Annotated in this window: 16 protein-coding genes; 6 read left to right on the forward strand and 10 right to left on the reverse strand. The window is 71.2% G+C overall.

The genetic code is table 11. From position 1 onward, the window contains the following. Positions 1-81 precede the first annotated feature (81 nt). The gene (locus tag DFI_RS04715; protein ID WP_027462126.1) at positions 82-462 is read left to right on the forward strand and encodes a VOC family protein; all 381 of its coding nucleotides are present in this window, start codon (positions 82-84) and stop codon (positions 460-462) included. On the opposite strand, the gene DFI_RS04720 is transcribed toward DFI_RS04715, so the two are convergent. The 4 genes from DFI_RS04720 to DFI_RS20685 all read right to left on the reverse strand — a co-directional run bounded on the left by DFI_RS04720 (position 420) and on the right by DFI_RS20685 (position 6,009). Continuing rightward, on the reverse strand, positions 420-1,715 hold the full coding sequence (locus DFI_RS04720) for an AI-2E family transporter (protein WP_244940316.1): 1,296 nt from the start codon (positions 1,713-1,715) through the stop codon (positions 420-422). The genes DFI_RS04715 and DFI_RS04720 overlap by 43 nt on opposite strands. Positions 1,716-1,779: 64 nt before the next feature. Next, the gene (locus tag DFI_RS04725; protein ID WP_027462127.1) at positions 1,780-2,808 is read right to left on the reverse strand and encodes a helix-turn-helix domain-containing protein; all 1,029 of its coding nucleotides are present in this window, start codon (positions 2,806-2,808) and stop codon (positions 1,780-1,782) included. Positions 2,809-2,944: 136 nt separating this feature from the next. Next, the gene (locus DFI_RS04730; protein ID WP_022799823.1) at positions 2,945-3,859 is read right to left on the reverse strand and encodes an ABC transporter permease; all 915 of its coding nucleotides are present in this window, start codon (positions 3,857-3,859) and stop codon (positions 2,945-2,947) included. Further along, positions 3,856-6,009 (reverse strand): ABC transporter permease, encoded by a 2,154-nt coding sequence (locus tag DFI_RS20685; protein ID WP_081425712.1) that lies wholly within the window; start codon positions 6,007-6,009, stop codon positions 3,856-3,858. The genes DFI_RS04730 and DFI_RS20685 overlap by 4 nt, the downstream gene beginning before the upstream one ends. Before the next feature lie 167 nt (positions 6,010-6,176). Between DFI_RS20685 and ndk the strand changes: the two genes are divergently transcribed. Then, the gene (gene ndk, locus DFI_RS04740; protein ID WP_022799821.1) at positions 6,177-6,590 is read left to right on the forward strand and encodes a nucleoside-diphosphate kinase; all 414 of its coding nucleotides are present in this window, start codon (positions 6,177-6,179) and stop codon (positions 6,588-6,590) included. Between the two features lie 69 nt (positions 6,591-6,659). On the opposite strand, the gene DFI_RS04745 is transcribed toward ndk, so the two are convergent. Then, the gene (locus DFI_RS04745; protein WP_244940317.1) at positions 6,660-7,139 is read right to left on the reverse strand and encodes a hypothetical protein; all 480 of its coding nucleotides are present in this window, start codon (positions 7,137-7,139) and stop codon (positions 6,660-6,662) included. 52 nt (positions 7,140-7,191) lie between these two features. Here DFI_RS04745 and DFI_RS04750 point away from each other — a divergent pair, with 52 nt between their 5' ends. The 4 genes from DFI_RS04750 (at position 7,192) to DFI_RS04765 (ending at position 10,538) form a co-directional block, all read left to right on the forward strand. After that, complete coding sequence (locus DFI_RS04750) at positions 7,192-7,509, forward strand: hypothetical protein (RefSeq protein WP_027462128.1); 318 nt, start codon at positions 7,192-7,194, stop codon at positions 7,507-7,509. Positions 7,510-7,534: 25 nt separating this feature from the next. Next, positions 7,535-8,320 (forward strand): nitroreductase family protein, encoded by a 786-nt coding sequence (locus DFI_RS04755; protein WP_027462129.1) that lies wholly within the window; start codon positions 7,535-7,537, stop codon positions 8,318-8,320. A gap of 84 nt (positions 8,321-8,404) precedes the next feature. Beyond that, a complete protein-coding gene (locus DFI_RS04760; RefSeq protein WP_051307477.1) occupies positions 8,405-9,331 on the forward strand; it encodes an aldo/keto reductase in 927 nt (308 codons plus the stop codon). 145 nt (positions 9,332-9,476) lie between these two features. After that, complete coding sequence (locus DFI_RS04765; protein ID WP_027462131.1) at positions 9,477-10,538, forward strand: type III polyketide synthase; 1,062 nt, start codon at positions 9,477-9,479, stop codon at positions 10,536-10,538. A 60-nt stretch (positions 10,539-10,598) separates the two neighbouring features. Here the strand turns inward: DFI_RS04765 and DFI_RS04770 are convergent, their stop codons facing one another. From DFI_RS04770 to DFI_RS04790, 5 genes are all read right to left on the reverse strand, one after another. After that, a complete protein-coding gene (locus tag DFI_RS04770; RefSeq protein ID WP_051307478.1) occupies positions 10,599-10,943 on the reverse strand; it encodes a hypothetical protein in 345 nt (114 codons plus the stop codon). A gap of 26 nt (positions 10,944-10,969) precedes the next feature. Beyond that, positions 10,970-11,173: a hypothetical protein gene (locus tag DFI_RS04775; protein WP_027462132.1), complete on the reverse strand. Its 204-nt coding sequence runs from the start codon at positions 11,171-11,173 to the stop codon at positions 10,970-10,972. A gap of 18 nt (positions 11,174-11,191) precedes the next feature. Beyond that, entirely contained in the window at positions 11,192-11,389 is a 198-nt protein-coding gene (locus DFI_RS04780) for a hypothetical protein (protein WP_022799813.1), read from the reverse strand. 121 nt (positions 11,390-11,510) lie between these two features. Then, on the reverse strand, positions 11,511-11,978 hold the full coding sequence (locus tag DFI_RS04785; RefSeq protein WP_043776976.1) for a heme-binding domain-containing protein: 468 nt from the start codon (positions 11,976-11,978) through the stop codon (positions 11,511-11,513). Positions 11,979-12,000: 22 nt separating this feature from the next. Beyond that, the gene (locus DFI_RS04790; RefSeq protein ID WP_051307479.1) at positions 12,001-13,926 is read right to left on the reverse strand and encodes a heavy metal translocating P-type ATPase; all 1,926 of its coding nucleotides are present in this window, start codon (positions 13,924-13,926) and stop codon (positions 12,001-12,003) included. Between the last annotated feature and the right edge of the window lie 79 nt (positions 13,927-14,005).

A 14,005-nucleotide genomic window follows, 5' to 3' on the forward strand; every position in this document is an offset into this window, starting at 1 on the left:
TTACTCTCCCACAAGCCAAGGGGGACGTTTCACCCCGACTGAACGGTCGGGCGGGGGTGCCCGGCCCGCTATGCTGCCGGGATGCTCAAGCATGCCTCCTTCCTGACCCGCGACCTGGACGCCGTCCTGCACTTCTACGCCGCGCTGGGCGCGCAGGTGGAGAAGGCGCTCACCACCCCGGAAGGCTACCGCCGGGCGGTGCTGCGCCTGGGCGAGGGCGCGCTGCAGTTCTTCCAGATTCCCGGCGAGGCGCCCGCCCCCCACCCGCACTGGGCCGAGCATCTGGCCGTGCACGTGGCCCCCCGGGACCTGGGCACGCTGCTGAATGAACTGCGGGCCGCGGGCGTGCCCGTGACCCGCGACCTGCAACTCAGCCCCGGCGGGCGGGACATGGCCTTCGTGCTCGACCCGGACGGCCGTCAGGTGGAACTGCTGGGCGCCGTGCGCTCCGCGTCCGTCTGACGCACCCCCGCTCCGTCCCCCGGGGCCGGCCCGAGCGGTGTGGAGGGCAGCGCGGCCCCCTCCTGCACCACGGGGACTGTCCCGGCCGGGGTGTGCGACACCAGCGCCAGCCCCCCCGGACTGCCGGAGGGCCCCTCGGTGTACACGCGGCTGGGGAAGTAGTAGCGCTGCAGCAGCAGCTTGCCCAGCGCCACCGCCGGCACGGCCAGCAGCGCCCCGGTAAAGCCCATCAGGGCCACGCCCACCAGGATCGCCAGCAGCACCGTGACTGGGTGCAGGTCGGTGGTCCGGGACAGGATGTACGGGCTGAGGAAGTTGCTCTCGATCTGGTTGGCGGCCACGAACACCACCACCACGAGGATGATCTTCAGGACCGGGTCCGGCATGGTCAGCGCCAGCAGCATGGCGGGCGTCGCGCCGATGATCGGCCCGAGGTACGGCACGATGTTGAACGCCCCGGCCAGGAACCCGATCGCGGCCGCGCTGGGAATACCCACGATGCTCAGGCCCAGCCACACGACCAGCCCGATGAACAGGGCGATCAGCAGCTGCCCGCGCACGTACCCGCCCACGGCGGTGCCGGTCAGGTCGCTGAGTTCCAGCACGCGCGGCTGCCAGGGCCGCGGGAAGAACTGCAGCATGGCGGTGTTCACGCGGCTGTAGTCCAGCATCAGGTACACGCTGAGCAGCAGGATCAGCAGGATCTGTCCCACCACCCCGCCGATGGACAGCAGGCTGCTCACCAGCGTGCCGGTGCTGCTCAGGGCGTCCTGCAGGATCGGCACGAGGTTCTCGCCCAGGTTCTGCACGTACGTCTGCGCGGACGTGATGGCCTGCTCACGGATGTTCTCCATGCCGCTTACGCCGCGCGCCGAGAGCCACCCGGACAGGTTGTCCAGCACCTCGCCCAGGTTGCCGATCAGGGCCGGCAGCTTCTGAATGAGCTGCACGAACTGCGCCGAGACGGTGACCAGCAGCGCGCCGGCCAGGGTAAAGATGCCCACGAACACCAGCAGCACGAAGAACACGCCCAGCCCTCGCCGCACCCGGCCACGCTCCAGCCAGGTCAGCAGCGGATTGGCGATGTACGCGATCAGGAACGCCACGGCGAACACCATGACCACGCTGGTGATCCGGCCCGCGAGTTTCCACGCGAGGTACCCGATCAGCAGGAAGGTCAGGGCCCGCACCCAAGGACTGCGCCAGACGTACAGAAAGGCGTTGCTTGCAGGAGAGGTCGTCAGGTGCGGCACGTCTCACTGTACGGCAGGGCCGCCCGCCGCGTTCCCGGAACGCGGCGGGCGGCCCCGGGCGCCGTCAGTATCGTCTGGACAGGACCTGCCCGGCCGCCCCCATGGGCGTGGCCGGACCGCCGTTCACGCTGACCTTCACCGCGCCGGCGTTCCCGGTGCGGATCAGCACGCCCGCCGGGAACCCCTTGGCGCTTCCGGCGGGCGGCGTGCCCTCGTACAGCACGCGGCCGGAGGCGTCCGTGACCCGCGTCCAGGCCGCGCCGCTGAAGGTCACGCTGACGGGTGAGCGCGGGGCAGCGGGCGTGGCCGGCTCCGAGGCGGCAGGGGTGCCCGCTGGCGTGGCTGCCGGCGGCGTGACCGCGGTGGCCGCCGGCCGTGCCAGGTCCGTGATCGTGCTGGCGCCCTGGCCGCTGGTGGCGAGGTTCACGCGCAGGTTCCGGCCGCGGGTGAGCGCGATGCCGGTGCGCAGGGGCGCGCGGCCGCTCAGTTCGACGCGCAGCTCCGCGGTGGCGCGGGCGTCCACCGGGAAGGACTGCAGCGGCGTGACACCCAACTCGCGGTTGTCCAGGTACACCCGCGCGCCGGCGGGCACGCTGCTCACGCTGAGGTTCACGGACTGCGGGGCAGGCGTCTCCTCCGGCGTGGGGGTCTCGGTGACCGGGGCGGGCTCGGTGACGGGCGTGGCCGCAGTCTGCGGGCGGTTCATCAGGGTGTTCACGCCGTAGATGGCGCCGCCCAGCAGCAGCACCCCGGCCACCAGCCACAGCGGGTTCAGGCCCCGGTGGGCGGCAGGGGCGGGCGCGGCCACCCGCGCGCCGGGGTTGCTGGTGGGCTGGCGGGAGGCCGGGCCGAAGTCGGCGGCCTGGGGCATGCTCCGGTCGAAATCGCTGAGCAGGGGCGCGGGGTCCACGCCGAGTTCTCGGGCGTAGCGCTGCAGGTAGGAGCGGGCAAAGGTCCGTTCGGGCAGGGCGGCCACGTTGCCTTCTTCCAGGGCACGCAGGTAATCCAGTCGGATCTTGGTCTTCTGGGCGACGTCGTGCAGCGTCACGCCCTGCGCCTCACGCGCCTGTTTCAGGGCAGCACCGAAACTCATAAGCTCTACCTTAGCGTTTCTTGAGACAGGTGGGGAGGGCCACCCTCAGCGCAGCAGGGGCACGCCTGCGCCCCCCAAACAGAGGCCGCCCCGCTTCCCGGGCAGGCCAGGAAACGGGGCGGAGGGTGGAAAAAAGTCAGCCGTCGTAAGGCTGCCCGACCGCCTTCGGTGCGGCGCTGCGGCCCGTGAAGACCAGCGCGACCATGGTGATCAGGTACGGCATGGCGGTCAGCAGGGGGTCCGGAATCAGGTTCCGGCCGCCCCAGGCGATGCTCAGGGCCTGCAGGAACCCGAACAGCAGCGTGGCGCCCAGCACGCCCAGCGGCTTCCACTGCCCGAAGATCAGGGCCGCCAGCGAGATGAAGCCCATCCCGGCGCTGATGTTGCGCACGTAGGAATCCAGGTTCCCGATGCTCAGGAACACCCCGGCGGTGCCGGCCAGCACGCCGGACATCACCACGGCCGAGTACCGCATGCGCCGGACGTTCACGCCCATGCTGGCCGCCGCGTGCGGGTGCTCGCCGGTGGCGCGCAGGCGCAGGCCGTACGGGGTGCGGTACATCACGTACCACGCGAGAATCACGGCCAGCACCGAGAAGTACACCGGCGGGGAGAACTTCAGGTCCCCCACGCCCCACAGCGGCAGCGGGTGCTCCACCTTGGGGCTGTCGGTGCTGCTGCCGTACAGCGCGGTGAGCAGCACGGCCGGCACGCCGTTGGCGAGCAGGTTGATGGCGGTGCCGCTGATCACCTGATCGGCGCGGTACTTGATGCTGACAAGCGCGTGCACCCAGGCGACCAGCCCGCCGACCAGCATCCCGGCCAGCCAGCCCAGCCACGGCGAGGCGGCCCCGAAGGTCGGTTCGAGCAGTTTGGTGGACACCGCGCCGGCCAGCGCGCCGAAGATGATCAGGCCTTCCAGGGCGATGTTCACCACGCCGCTGCGCTCGCTGAACAGGCCGCCCAGGCCGGTCAGCAGCAGCGGAACGACGCTGCGGACGAACGTGACGAGAAACGCGGTGGTGAGCAGGGGCGTAAGGAGGTCGTTCATGCCTGGTCCTCCTTCTTCTGGTCAGGCGTCTGGGCTTCGGGGGTGCGGTACTCGCCCGGCGCGACCTGCGGCGTGGGCGTCTGGCTGGGGGCGGGCACGGCCGACGTGACCTCCACCGCGGCGGGCGGGGCGGTGTTCCCGCCCGTCAGGGCCGCGGGCGGCGGGTCGATGATGCGGCGGCTGAGGAAGCCCCCGGCGGCGATGAACAGCACGACCAGCGCCTTGAGCACGGTCACGATGTCCTTGCTGACGCCGTCGAGTTTCTGGTCCACGTCCACACCGCCGGTGTCGATGGTGCCGAACAGCAGCGCGGAGGCGACCACGCCCGCGGGCGTGTTCTGGCCCATCAGGGCGACCGCGATGCCGTCGAAGCCGACATTCACGGGGGTGTTGCCGCGCAGGGCGTACTCGTCCATGGCGCCGCCGTTCACGTAGTGCGTGCCGGCCAGACCGGCGAACATCCCGGCGACGGTCATGGCGAGGACGGTGTTCTTGGCGACGCTGATGCCGCCGTACTCCGCGGCTTTCGGGGACAGGCCCACGGCGCGCAGCGCGTACCCGGTGGAGGTGCGCCACATCAGCGTGCCGAACAGGATTACGCCGGCCAGGGCGATCAGGAACGAAGCGTTGAAGGTGTTGCCGGGCGTGACGACCGGCACGCCGATACGCCAGGTGACCGCGCCCGCCACCAGCGCGGCGGCCAGGGCGATCAGGTTGCGGTTCCCGGCCTTCAGGAAGGTGCGGACCAGCAGGTACGCGGCCAGGGCGAACAGCAGGCCCAGGCTGATCTTCACGGTGTCGGCCGTGCCGACGTTCAGCAGGTCGATCATGGTGGGCAGGCGGGAGGTTTCCTGCAGTTCCTGGCTTTTGGCCTCGTAGCCGTCCACGCGGATGGTGTTCGTGAACACCTGGGTGGGCAGCGCGGCGGTGAGCAGGCTGTACAGCGCGCGGGCGGCCAGCAGGTACGCCACCGCGAAGAGGGGCGCCTTGGCGACCGGGTTGAGGTTCGGCAGGCGCCGGAGCAGCAGGTTCACGAGGGGAATGGCAGCCAGGGCCAGCAGCGCCGCGCCGATCAGCTGCACGCCGAAGATCTTGGTGCTGCCCAGCATGGTCACGAAGATCGCCGAGGCGATGTAGTTCAGCATGATCGTGTTGATGACCTCGCTGGATCCGAACCGCGCCTTGAGCAGGCCCGGAATGGCGCCCCACAGCGCTCCGCCCAGACCGGCGGCCACGATGGACAGCGGCAGCAGCAGCCAGCCCAGCCCGGCCGGGCCGTACACGCCGACCAGCATGGCGAAGATCGCGCCGATGGTCAGCTGCCCCGGCGCGCCGATGTTGAACAGGCCCGTGCGGAACGCGAACGCCACGCTCAGACCGGTGAAGATCAGGGGTGTGGCCAGCTTCAGGCTGTCCAGCAGGGAGTTGAAGCGGGTGACCGGCGCGAACAGCGTGGAGTACACGAAGTACACCAGGTCGCTCTTGGCCAGCCAGCCGCCCCACAGGCCCAGCGGCTTGCCGCTGAGGTTCACGGCCGGCTGCACGACCAGCACCACGATCGCCCCCACCAGGATCGCCAGGGTGATCGCGGTGGCCGGCACGAGCAGGCCGCGTACGCGGTTGAAGCGGTCATGCCAGGCGCGGCGGGCACTGAGGCCCGCCCCGGCGCTGATCAGGCCGCCCAGGATGGGCAGCAGCAGCCCCAGGTTCATGCCGCCCCCGCCGTAGAAGTTGCGCAGCTGGCGCTTGGCGCCGGGGCGCAGCGCGGCGTCGTTCGCCACGCGGGCCACCTCGGCCCCCAGGGCGGAGTTCAGCAGCAGCACGTCCGCGAAGGCCGCCAGGGCGGCGAGCAGACCGGTGATCCAGAACCAGCGGGTGCGCTGCACCGCGCCGAACAGCGTGGCGGCCAGCAGCGCCAGGGCGACCCAGCCGAGCGCCAGGACCGTGCCGGTTTCGGGCAGGCGTTCGGGCGCGGCCGCCCCCAGGGTCAGCAGGCTGCCGGACAGGTGCAGCAGGACGGCGTCCGCGTCGAAGCCGCGGCCCAGCGCGGCCAGGGGAAACAGCAGCATGCCGAGCAGCCCGGCGCCGCTGGCGATCCGGGCTATCACTGCCGCTGTGGGGGAAGGGCGAGGGTCAGGGTCGTGAGTCACCCGCACATTCTAAGCGCTCTTTGGTGTCATCTATACGGATTTCCAGGACGCCGGGCTGGCGGGCAAAAACGCCCTCTGACCCGGGACGAAAGCACCGCCTTTGCCCCCCGCGTGACCCCCGGTCAGGGCTGGCGCAGGCGGCCGGGCCTGCTATCCTGCCGGGCGCTATGGAACGCACCTTTGCCATGATCAAGCCCGACGGCGTGCGCCGCGGTCTCACCCCCGAAATTCTCGCCCGCATCGCCAAGAAGGGCTACCGCGTGGTCGGCCTCAAGCAGATGGTCATCGCCCGCGAAACCGCCGAGAGCCACTACGGTGAGCACAAGGAGCGTCCCTTCTTCGGCGAGCTGGTGGACTTCATCACGGGCGGGCCCGTGGTCGCCATCGCTCTGGAAGGCGAGAACGCCATCGCCGGCTGGCGCGCCATGATGGGCGCCACCAACCCCGCCAACGCCGCCCCCGGCACCATCCGCGCCGACTTCGCCACGACCACCGGCGAGAACGTCACGCACGGCAGCGACAGCCCCGAAAGCGCCGAGCGTGAACTGGCCCTGTTCTTCAAGGACGGCGAACTGCTCTAAGCCGCCCCCTTCTGGACCGCCCCGTGTGGCCGGACCGCTCCCACCCGGGGCGGTCCGTTTCTTTTGCCTTCAGGGCGCCGGCTGGTCGAACAGCGGCAGCAGGGCCGTCTCGCGCTGCACCGCGTAGCCCCGCGTGAGCAGCCGCAACCCGTCCTCGGTGGGCAGCACCAGCACGTTCTTCAGCCGGCCCCCGGTGAACCGCTGCCCCGGGGTGGGGCCCGCCGGCTGCGCCGCGCCCGGGTTCTCCTTCAGCACGTCCCCGACCGTGAACTTCGGCGCGGTGATCGTCATGGTCCAGGCCACCTGCCGGGCCTCGGAGGCGTACGTGACCTCCACCCGCGCCGCCTCCAGGGGGGGATGTTCCACCCAGAGCACCGAGCGGGTGGAGCGGTTCACGCGGTTGCGCACGTCCGCCTGAGCGTCGTAGGAGCCGCTGGCGGTGTACAGCAGCTTCGAGGTCAGGTCCTCCGGCGCGCGCTTCCCGCAGGCCCCCAGCAGCGGCAGGGTCAGCAGGGCGGCGGTCAGCAGGAGGGGAGCACGCTTCGGCACGCCCGACACCATACGCCGCCCGGCCCGGCGCGGAGTGTGGCAGCATCCGGGCATGGAGGCCACGCACTGGAGTCTGGGCGTCACCGGGGCGCTGCTCACGCTGCTGCTGGGCCTGGGGCTGTCGCTGCAACTCGGCTGGCGACGCGATCAGGCCCGCTGGCCGCACCACGCGCTGTTCTTCGCGGTGTGCGCCGGCACCGCCCTCACCGCCCTGCTGGCCTGGCGGGCCGGGGGACGCGGCTGGGCGCTGCTGCCCGCGCTGGCGCTGCTGCTGAGCATGCCGGCCACGAAGCCCGGGCGCGCCGGGCACTGGCGGCTGGCCCTGCTGGGCGCGGCGGCGTTCGTGCTGGGCGGCGTGCTCATCCGCTAGGGCAGGGGCGCGGTAGCCTGCCGGCATGGACCTGATCGAGGGCATGCTCGCCCGCCGCACCACGAATGGCCCCTTCCGCCCGGACCCGGTCAGCCGTGAACACCAGCACCTCCTGATGCGGGTGGCGCAGGCCGCGCCCAGCCACTTCAACAGCCAGCCGTGGCGCTTCGTGCTGATCGAGAACCCCGCCACCATCCAGGAGATCGCGCGGATCAGCGGCGAGAGCATGACCGAACTGATCGACGCCGGCATCTTCTTCGAGCGCTACCGCCGCTACTTCCGCTTCACGGAACGCGAGATGGACGAGCGGCGCGACGGCATTCACATCGACCACCTGCCCGGGCCCCTCAAGCCCTTCACGAAACAGGTGTTCAGCGACGCCGGCATCAAACTCATGCGGCAACTCGGCGTGCCGCGCAAACTCGGGGAGGACAACCGCCGGCTGGTGGCCGGCAGCCCCCTGCTGCTGGCCGTGCTGCTGGACCGCACCGAGTACGTGCCGGAGCAGCTGTCCGGGTTTTACAGCGTGTTCGGCATGGGCGCGGCCATGGAGAACATCTGGAACGCCGTGGGCGCCCTGAACATGGGCATCCAGTTCATCAGCACGCCCATGGAGATCCCCCGGCAGTGGCAGGCCATCCAGACGCTGCTGCGCGTCCCGGACGACCTCGCGCTGATGGCGGTGTACCGCCTGGGGTACCTGCCGGACGGGGAGAAGCGCCCCACCATCGACTGGAGCAGCCGGCACCGCAAGCGGCTGGAGCAGTTCGTGAGCCGCGACACCTGCGACGTGCCCGAACGCGACGCCTGACCCACCGCCTTAACCGAAGCTTCAGGCAAGCCCTCACCGGTCCCCGCCCTGCCGGGCCAGAATGCTGCCTGGAGGTCATGCAACATGACGGAACAACCGAACGCGCCCGCCCGCGGCGCTGCCGTGCCCAGCGCCGCCCAGAGCGGCACCTTCCGCATCGGCGGGGATCTGGAGGTCAACCGCCTGGGCTTCGGCGCCATGCGCATCACCGGCGAAGGCGTCTGGGGCGACCCGGCCGACCCGGAAGGCGCCCTGGACACCCTGCGCCGCCTGCCCGAACTGGGCGTGAACTTCATCGACACCGCCGACAGCTACGGCCCGGCCGTGAGCGAGGAACTGATCCGCGAGGCCCTGCACCCCTACGACACCGTGGTCATCGCCACCAAGGGCGGCCTGACCCGCACCGGCCCGAACAAGTGGCCCCCCTGCGGCCGGCCCGAGTACCTCATCCAGCAGGCGCACCTCAGCCGCCGCCGCCTGGGCGTGGACCGCATCGACCTGTGGCAGTTGCACCGCATCGACCACAAGGTGCCCCGCGACGAGCAGTTCGCCGCCGTGCGGGAACTCATGGACAGCGGCGTGATCCTGCACGCCGGCCTGTCCGAGGTGAGCGTGGAGGACATCCAGGCCGCGCAGCAGGTGTTCCCGGTGTCCACCGTGCAGAACCTCTACAACCTCGTGAACCGCAAGTCCGAAGCGGTCCTGGACTACTGCGAGGCGGAGAACATCGGCTTCATTCCCTGGTACCCCCTCGCGGCCGGCAGCCTCTCCCGGCCCGGCAGCGTGCTGGACGAGATCGCCGCCCGCCTGAACGCAACGCCCTCGCAGGTGGCACTGGCCTGGGTGCTGCGCCGCAGCCCCGTGATGCTTCCCATCCCCGGCACCGGCAAGGTCCGGCACCTGGAGGAGAACGTGGCCGCCGCCGCCCTCACCCTCTCCGACGAGGATTTCCGCGCCCTGGACGCCCTGGGCCGCGTCGAGTGGGAAAACGGCCAGCAGGCCCGCGACTGAACCCCCCTTCCTCCGGCCAGGACTTGAAGATGCGTCCTGGCCCCCTGTCTGCCGGCGGCCGGCGTGCCTTTATGGCCCCTGAAGACAGCGTGGGCCGTGCCCCAGGCGACGTTTGCCCCGCCTCCGAGCAGGCATGATGCGCGGCATGCCCGTCACGCCCCCCCCGGTCATGCGTTCCCTCGTGACCGCCACGCCCCCGCACCAGGTCACGCAGGCCCAGGTGCGGGAGGCGGCCCGCACGCTGTTCCCCCGCATGGCCGCCCGGCAGACCCTGCTGGACGCCTTCGACAACGCCCGCATCGAGACCCGCTCCCTGGCCCGCCCGCTGGACTGGTACCTGGACCCGCGCGGTTTCGGGGAGAAGAACGCCACCTTCCTCACCGAGGCCCGCGCCCTGACCGAACAGGTGGCGCGCCAGGCCCTGGCGGACGCGCAACTCGCCCCTGAGGACGTGGACGCGGTCGTAATGGTGACCACCAGCGGCCTGAGCACCCCCAGCCTGGACGCCTGGCTGATCGAGAGGCTGGGCCTGAACCGGCACGCGGCGCGCCTGCCCGTGTGGGGTCTGGGCTGCGCGGGCGGCGCAGCCGGGCTGGCGCGTGCGGCGGACCTCGTCCGGGCCGGGCACCGCCGCGTGCTGTTCGTGGCGGTGGAACTGTGCAGCCTGACGCTGGTGCGCGGCGACGAATCCAAGAGCAACTTCGTGGGCACCGCGCTGTTCTCGGACGGTGCGGCGGCCGCCGTGGTCACCGCGCCGGACGTGCCCGGCCCCGCCCCGCGGCTGGCGCTGCACGGCGCGTACAGCACCCTGATCGAGGACAGCGAGGACATCATGGGCTGGGACGTGGTGGACGACGGCCTGAAGGTCCGGTTCAGCCGCGACATTCCCACCCTGGTGCAGGGCATGATGCGGGAGAACGTCGCGCAGGCCCTGGGCGCGCACGGCTGGACCCGGGACGACGTGCGGCACTTCGTGGTCCACCCCGGCGGCGTGAAGGTCATCGCGGCGTACGAGGCCGCCCTGGGCCTGCCCGGCGGAGCGCTGGATGCCAGCCGCGCCGTCCTGCGCGACTACGGGAACATGAGCAGCGTCACCGTGCTGTTCGTGCTGGAAGAAACCCTGCGCGGCGACCCGCACGGGCGGGGCCTGCTGAGCGCCATGGGCCCGGGCTTCAGCGCCGAGCACGTGTTGCTGGATTTCCACTGAGTGCGGGAATGAGAGAGCGGCGGGCCACTCAGGTCCGCCGCTCTCCTGACTGACCGGGGGCTATTCGAAGGCTTCCTCGCCGTCCACCTTCTTCTGCGCGTCGCTGGTGGCGCCGCTGGCCGGCCGGCCGCCGTCCTTCATGCTGCCGTACGTGGCCGGGTTCGGGCCATGCCCGGCATTCGGGCCGCTGAAGGCCTTCTCGGTGCCCGCCCGCCTCTGCGCGCCGGACGTGTGGTCCCCGGCGTGGGCGTTCTCGTCGCTGGCATCCGGGTAGATGCCCTGCGTCACGGCGTCCCCGGCGTGTTTCGGGGTGCCCTTGTTCCACTGCCCCTGGTCCAGGATGGTGTCCTGCGGGACGTTCGCGTGGGCCTCGCTGCCGGCCCGGCCTGGTCTGCCTTCGCCCATGTGGTCCTCCTGCGTGGCCCGGCGCCTCAGGAGCGCGGGGTGTCCGGGGTGCCGTTCAGCTCGTCGCCGAACTCCTCGGCATTCAGTTCGCTGCCGCCTTCCTCCTGCGGCCGGGGATCCAGGATGCTGGACACCTGCCCGGCCGGGTCGGTCGTGGCGGGGGTGGGCACGTCACTCACGTCCTCCGTGGTGAACTCGGTGATGCTGCGGTTCGCGCGTCCTTCTCCCATCGGGACCTCCTGCCGCGCTCAGCGGCGCTGATTGATCGGCTGGATGCCGTCGTGCTCGCCGGTCACGTCCTTCGGGGTCTGGTCCACCTGCCGGCCCTTCTCCAGCATGTCGGGCCGCTGGACGTCCTTGACGTCACTCAGGTCGTTCGTGTCCTTGTCGCCGCCCTCCTGGCCGGGGGCGCCGGGCTGCCGGGTGTGCTGGCTGTCATCGGTCATGAGCGAAACCTCCTCAGAGAAAGAAACGAAGTGCTGGGAACGACCCCAAGCCTAGGCCCGGCCACCGCGGATTGGGTGGGCCGGGCATTCACGCGGACTTGGGCATTGCCGCGCCCGGTCCTCACCGGCGGCCTTCCCGCTCCTCGTCGCCGAAGGTGACGGCCAGCCCCCGGATCAGCTGCTGCCGCTCGGCGTCCGTCAGTCTCGCTTCCGGGTGCAGGGGCAGGTAGGTGGGCTCCGGCATCTTGCCCCGGCGGACCTGCCCGGCCGCCTCGTCCGCGTCCCGGCCGAACCCGGGCACGTTCACGTTGAACTTCTGCCGGCCTTCCTGCACGTGCCGCTGCACCAGCCACGACACCGGGGCGACATTGCTGTACCACGGCCACCGCGTCTCGTTGCTGTGACAGTCGGCGCAGGCACGCGTGAACAGCGCCTGCGTGTCCGGGTCCACCCAGGCGGGCCGGACCTGCACGGGCGGGTTCGTGTGTGCCCGGCCGTACGGCACGAGCTGAACGAGCACGAACGCGGCCGCCAGGCCGCCCAGCAGGCGCAGCGGGGAAAGACGTCGGGCGGGAGCGGGGCGGGTCATATGGGCACCTCCAGGTGCGGGGTTACAGGCGGTGGGTGAGCAGGCGCAGGCCCATGAACACCACGAACACGGTGCCGCCCTCGTGCGCCACCACGCCCAGCGGCAGCGGCACCTTCCCGGCAATGGCGAGCGGCGCCACGATCAGGATCACCCCGAACGCGAAGGTCAGGTTGGTGATCACGGTGCGCCGCGCGGCCTTCGCCAGGGTCACGGCGCCGCCCAGCTTCCCCAGGTCGTTCTGCATCAGCACCACGTCTGCACTCTCGATGGCGACGTCCGTGCCGGACGCGACGGCCACGCCCAGGTCCGCGCGGGCCAGGGCGGGCGCGTCGTTCACGCCGTCCCCGACCATGGCGACCGGGCCGGGCAGTTCCCCGATGATGCGCAGCTTGTCCTCCGGCAGCAGGCCGGCCCGGTACTCGGTGAGGCCGGCCTCCTGCGCGACCGTGCGCGCCACCTCCTCCCGGTCGCCGGTGAGCATCACGCGGTGCGCCACGCCGCTGCCCTTCAGGTGCGCCAGAGCCTCGCGGATGTGGGGGCGCAGCGCGTCGGCCACGCCCATGATCCCGATGACGCGCCCGCCTACCCCCAGGATCACGCTGCTGCTGCCTTCCCGCCCGAGCCCCTCCAGGGCCGCCTGCTGCTGCGGCGTGAGTTGCGCGCCCTCCCGCCCGGCGAGGCGCAGGTTGCCCGCCCAGGCCAGCTCACCGGTGGGCAGCCGCGCCTCGATGCCCGCCCCGGGAAGGGCCTGCGCGTCCGTGACGGCCACGGGTGGCACGCCGCGTTCCCGGGCGGCCTGCACGATCGCCTGGGCGATGGGGTGCTCGCTGTGCGCTTCCAGGCCGGCGGCCAGCGCCAGCGCGGCTTGCTCGTCGTCGGCGACGATGCGCGTGAGGGTCATCTTCGCCTGTGTCAGGGTGCCGGTCTTGTCGAAGGCGACCGTGTTCACGCCGGCCAGGGCGTCCAGGGCGGCGCTGCTCTTGAACAGCACCCCGGCCCGCGCGGCGGCCGCCATCGCGGAGAGCATCACGGCGGGCGTGCTGATCACCACCGCGCAGGGCGAGGCGACCACCATGAAGGTCATCGCCCGGTACCACGCGTCGGCCGTGCTCAGCCCGCCCAGGAGGTGCAGCCCGGCGTACACCAGCGGCACGCACAGCAGCACGATCATCGCGTAAGGGCTCTCAAAACGCTCGGTAACGCTTTCGGTGCGGCTCTTCTGCGTCTGTGCTTCCTCCATCAGGCCCACCAGCCGCGCCAGGGTGCTCTCACCGGCAGGGCGCAGCACCTGGGCTTCCACGCTGCCGTTCAGGTTCACCGTGCCGGACGCCAGGTCCGATCCCGGCGCCTTGTCGATGGGTACGCTCTCGCCGGTGATGGGGCTCTCGTCCACGCTGGTCTGCCCGCGGACGATGCGGGCGTCCGCGGCGATGCGTTCCCCGGGTTTCACGACCAGCAGGTCCCCGATGCGGATCTCGCCCAGTTCGCACCAGCGTTCCACGCCGTCCCGGCGGACGGTGGCGCCTTCCGGGTTCAGGTCCATCAGGGCCTGGATGGCGTTCTTGGTGCGGCCCATCGCCCAGTCCTGCAGGGTGTTGCTCAGGGAAAACAGGAACAGCAGGATCGAGCCGTCCGCGGCCTGCCCGATGCTCGCGGCGCCCAGGGCGGCCAGGACCATCAGCAGGTCCACGTCCAGTTTCCGTTCCACGAACAGGCTGTGCAGCGCCTCCCGACCGGCGGGAATGCCGCCGGCCAGGAACGCCAGCCCGTACCCGGTCCATTCCACGTACGGGTTTGCCAGCAGGTGCTCGCCTGCCAGGCCGGTGAGCAGGCCGAGCAGGGTCAGGGCGGTCAGACCGATCGCGAGTTTCAGGTCGGACGTGAGGGTGAAGCGGGGTGGGGTGCGGGCGGGGGCAGGCACGCGCTGGGTGGAGGTGTGGGTGGTCATGAGGCTCCTTCATGGAATCCTTAATAGTAAGAATTCTCAGTAAGCGGAGTCTACGCGCCCCCACCCCGGAACTCAACGC

The organism is Deinococcus ficus, from assembly GCF_003444775.1.
Lineage (GTDB): Bacteria > Deinococcota > Deinococci > Deinococcales > Deinococcaceae > Deinococcus > Deinococcus ficus.

Bases quoted from the DNA above. Each gene is read 5' to 3' on its own strand.
- DFI_RS04715 (WP_027462126.1), top strand. From the start codon at position 82: ATGCTCAAGCATGCCTCCTTCCTGACCCGCGACCTGGACGCCGTCCTG.
- DFI_RS04725 (WP_027462127.1), bottom strand. From the start codon at position 2,808: ATGAGTTTCGGTGCTGCCCTGAAACAGGCGCGTGAGGCGCAGGGCGTG.
- DFI_RS04730 (WP_022799823.1), bottom strand. From the start codon at position 3,859: ATGAACGACCTCCTTACGCCCCTGCTCACCACCGCGTTTCTCGTCACG.
- ndk (WP_022799821.1), top strand. From the start codon at position 6,177: ATGGAACGCACCTTTGCCATGATCAAGCCCGACGGCGTGCGCCGCGGT.
- DFI_RS04750 (WP_027462128.1), top strand. From the start codon at position 7,192: ATGGAGGCCACGCACTGGAGTCTGGGCGTCACCGGGGCGCTGCTCACG.
- DFI_RS04755 (WP_027462129.1), top strand. From the start codon at position 7,535: ATGGACCTGATCGAGGGCATGCTCGCCCGCCGCACCACGAATGGCCCC.
- DFI_RS04760 (WP_051307477.1), top strand. From the start codon at position 8,405: ATGACGGAACAACCGAACGCGCCCGCCCGCGGCGCTGCCGTGCCCAGC.
- DFI_RS04765 (WP_027462131.1), top strand. From the start codon at position 9,477: ATGCCCGTCACGCCCCCCCCGGTCATGCGTTCCCTCGTGACCGCCACG.
- DFI_RS04770 (WP_051307478.1), bottom strand. From the start codon at position 10,943: ATGGGCGAAGGCAGACCAGGCCGGGCCGGCAGCGAGGCCCACGCGAAC.
- DFI_RS04775 (WP_027462132.1), bottom strand. From the start codon at position 11,173: ATGGGAGAAGGACGCGCGAACCGCAGCATCACCGAGTTCACCACGGAG.
- DFI_RS04780 (WP_022799813.1), bottom strand. From the start codon at position 11,389: ATGACCGATGACAGCCAGCACACCCGGCAGCCCGGCGCCCCCGGCCAG.
- DFI_RS04785 (WP_043776976.1), bottom strand. From the start codon at position 11,978: ATGACCCGCCCCGCTCCCGCCCGACGTCTTTCCCCGCTGCGCCTGCTG.
- DFI_RS04790 (WP_051307479.1), bottom strand. From the start codon at position 13,926: ATGACCACCCACACCTCCACCCAGCGCGTGCCTGCCCCCGCCCGCACC.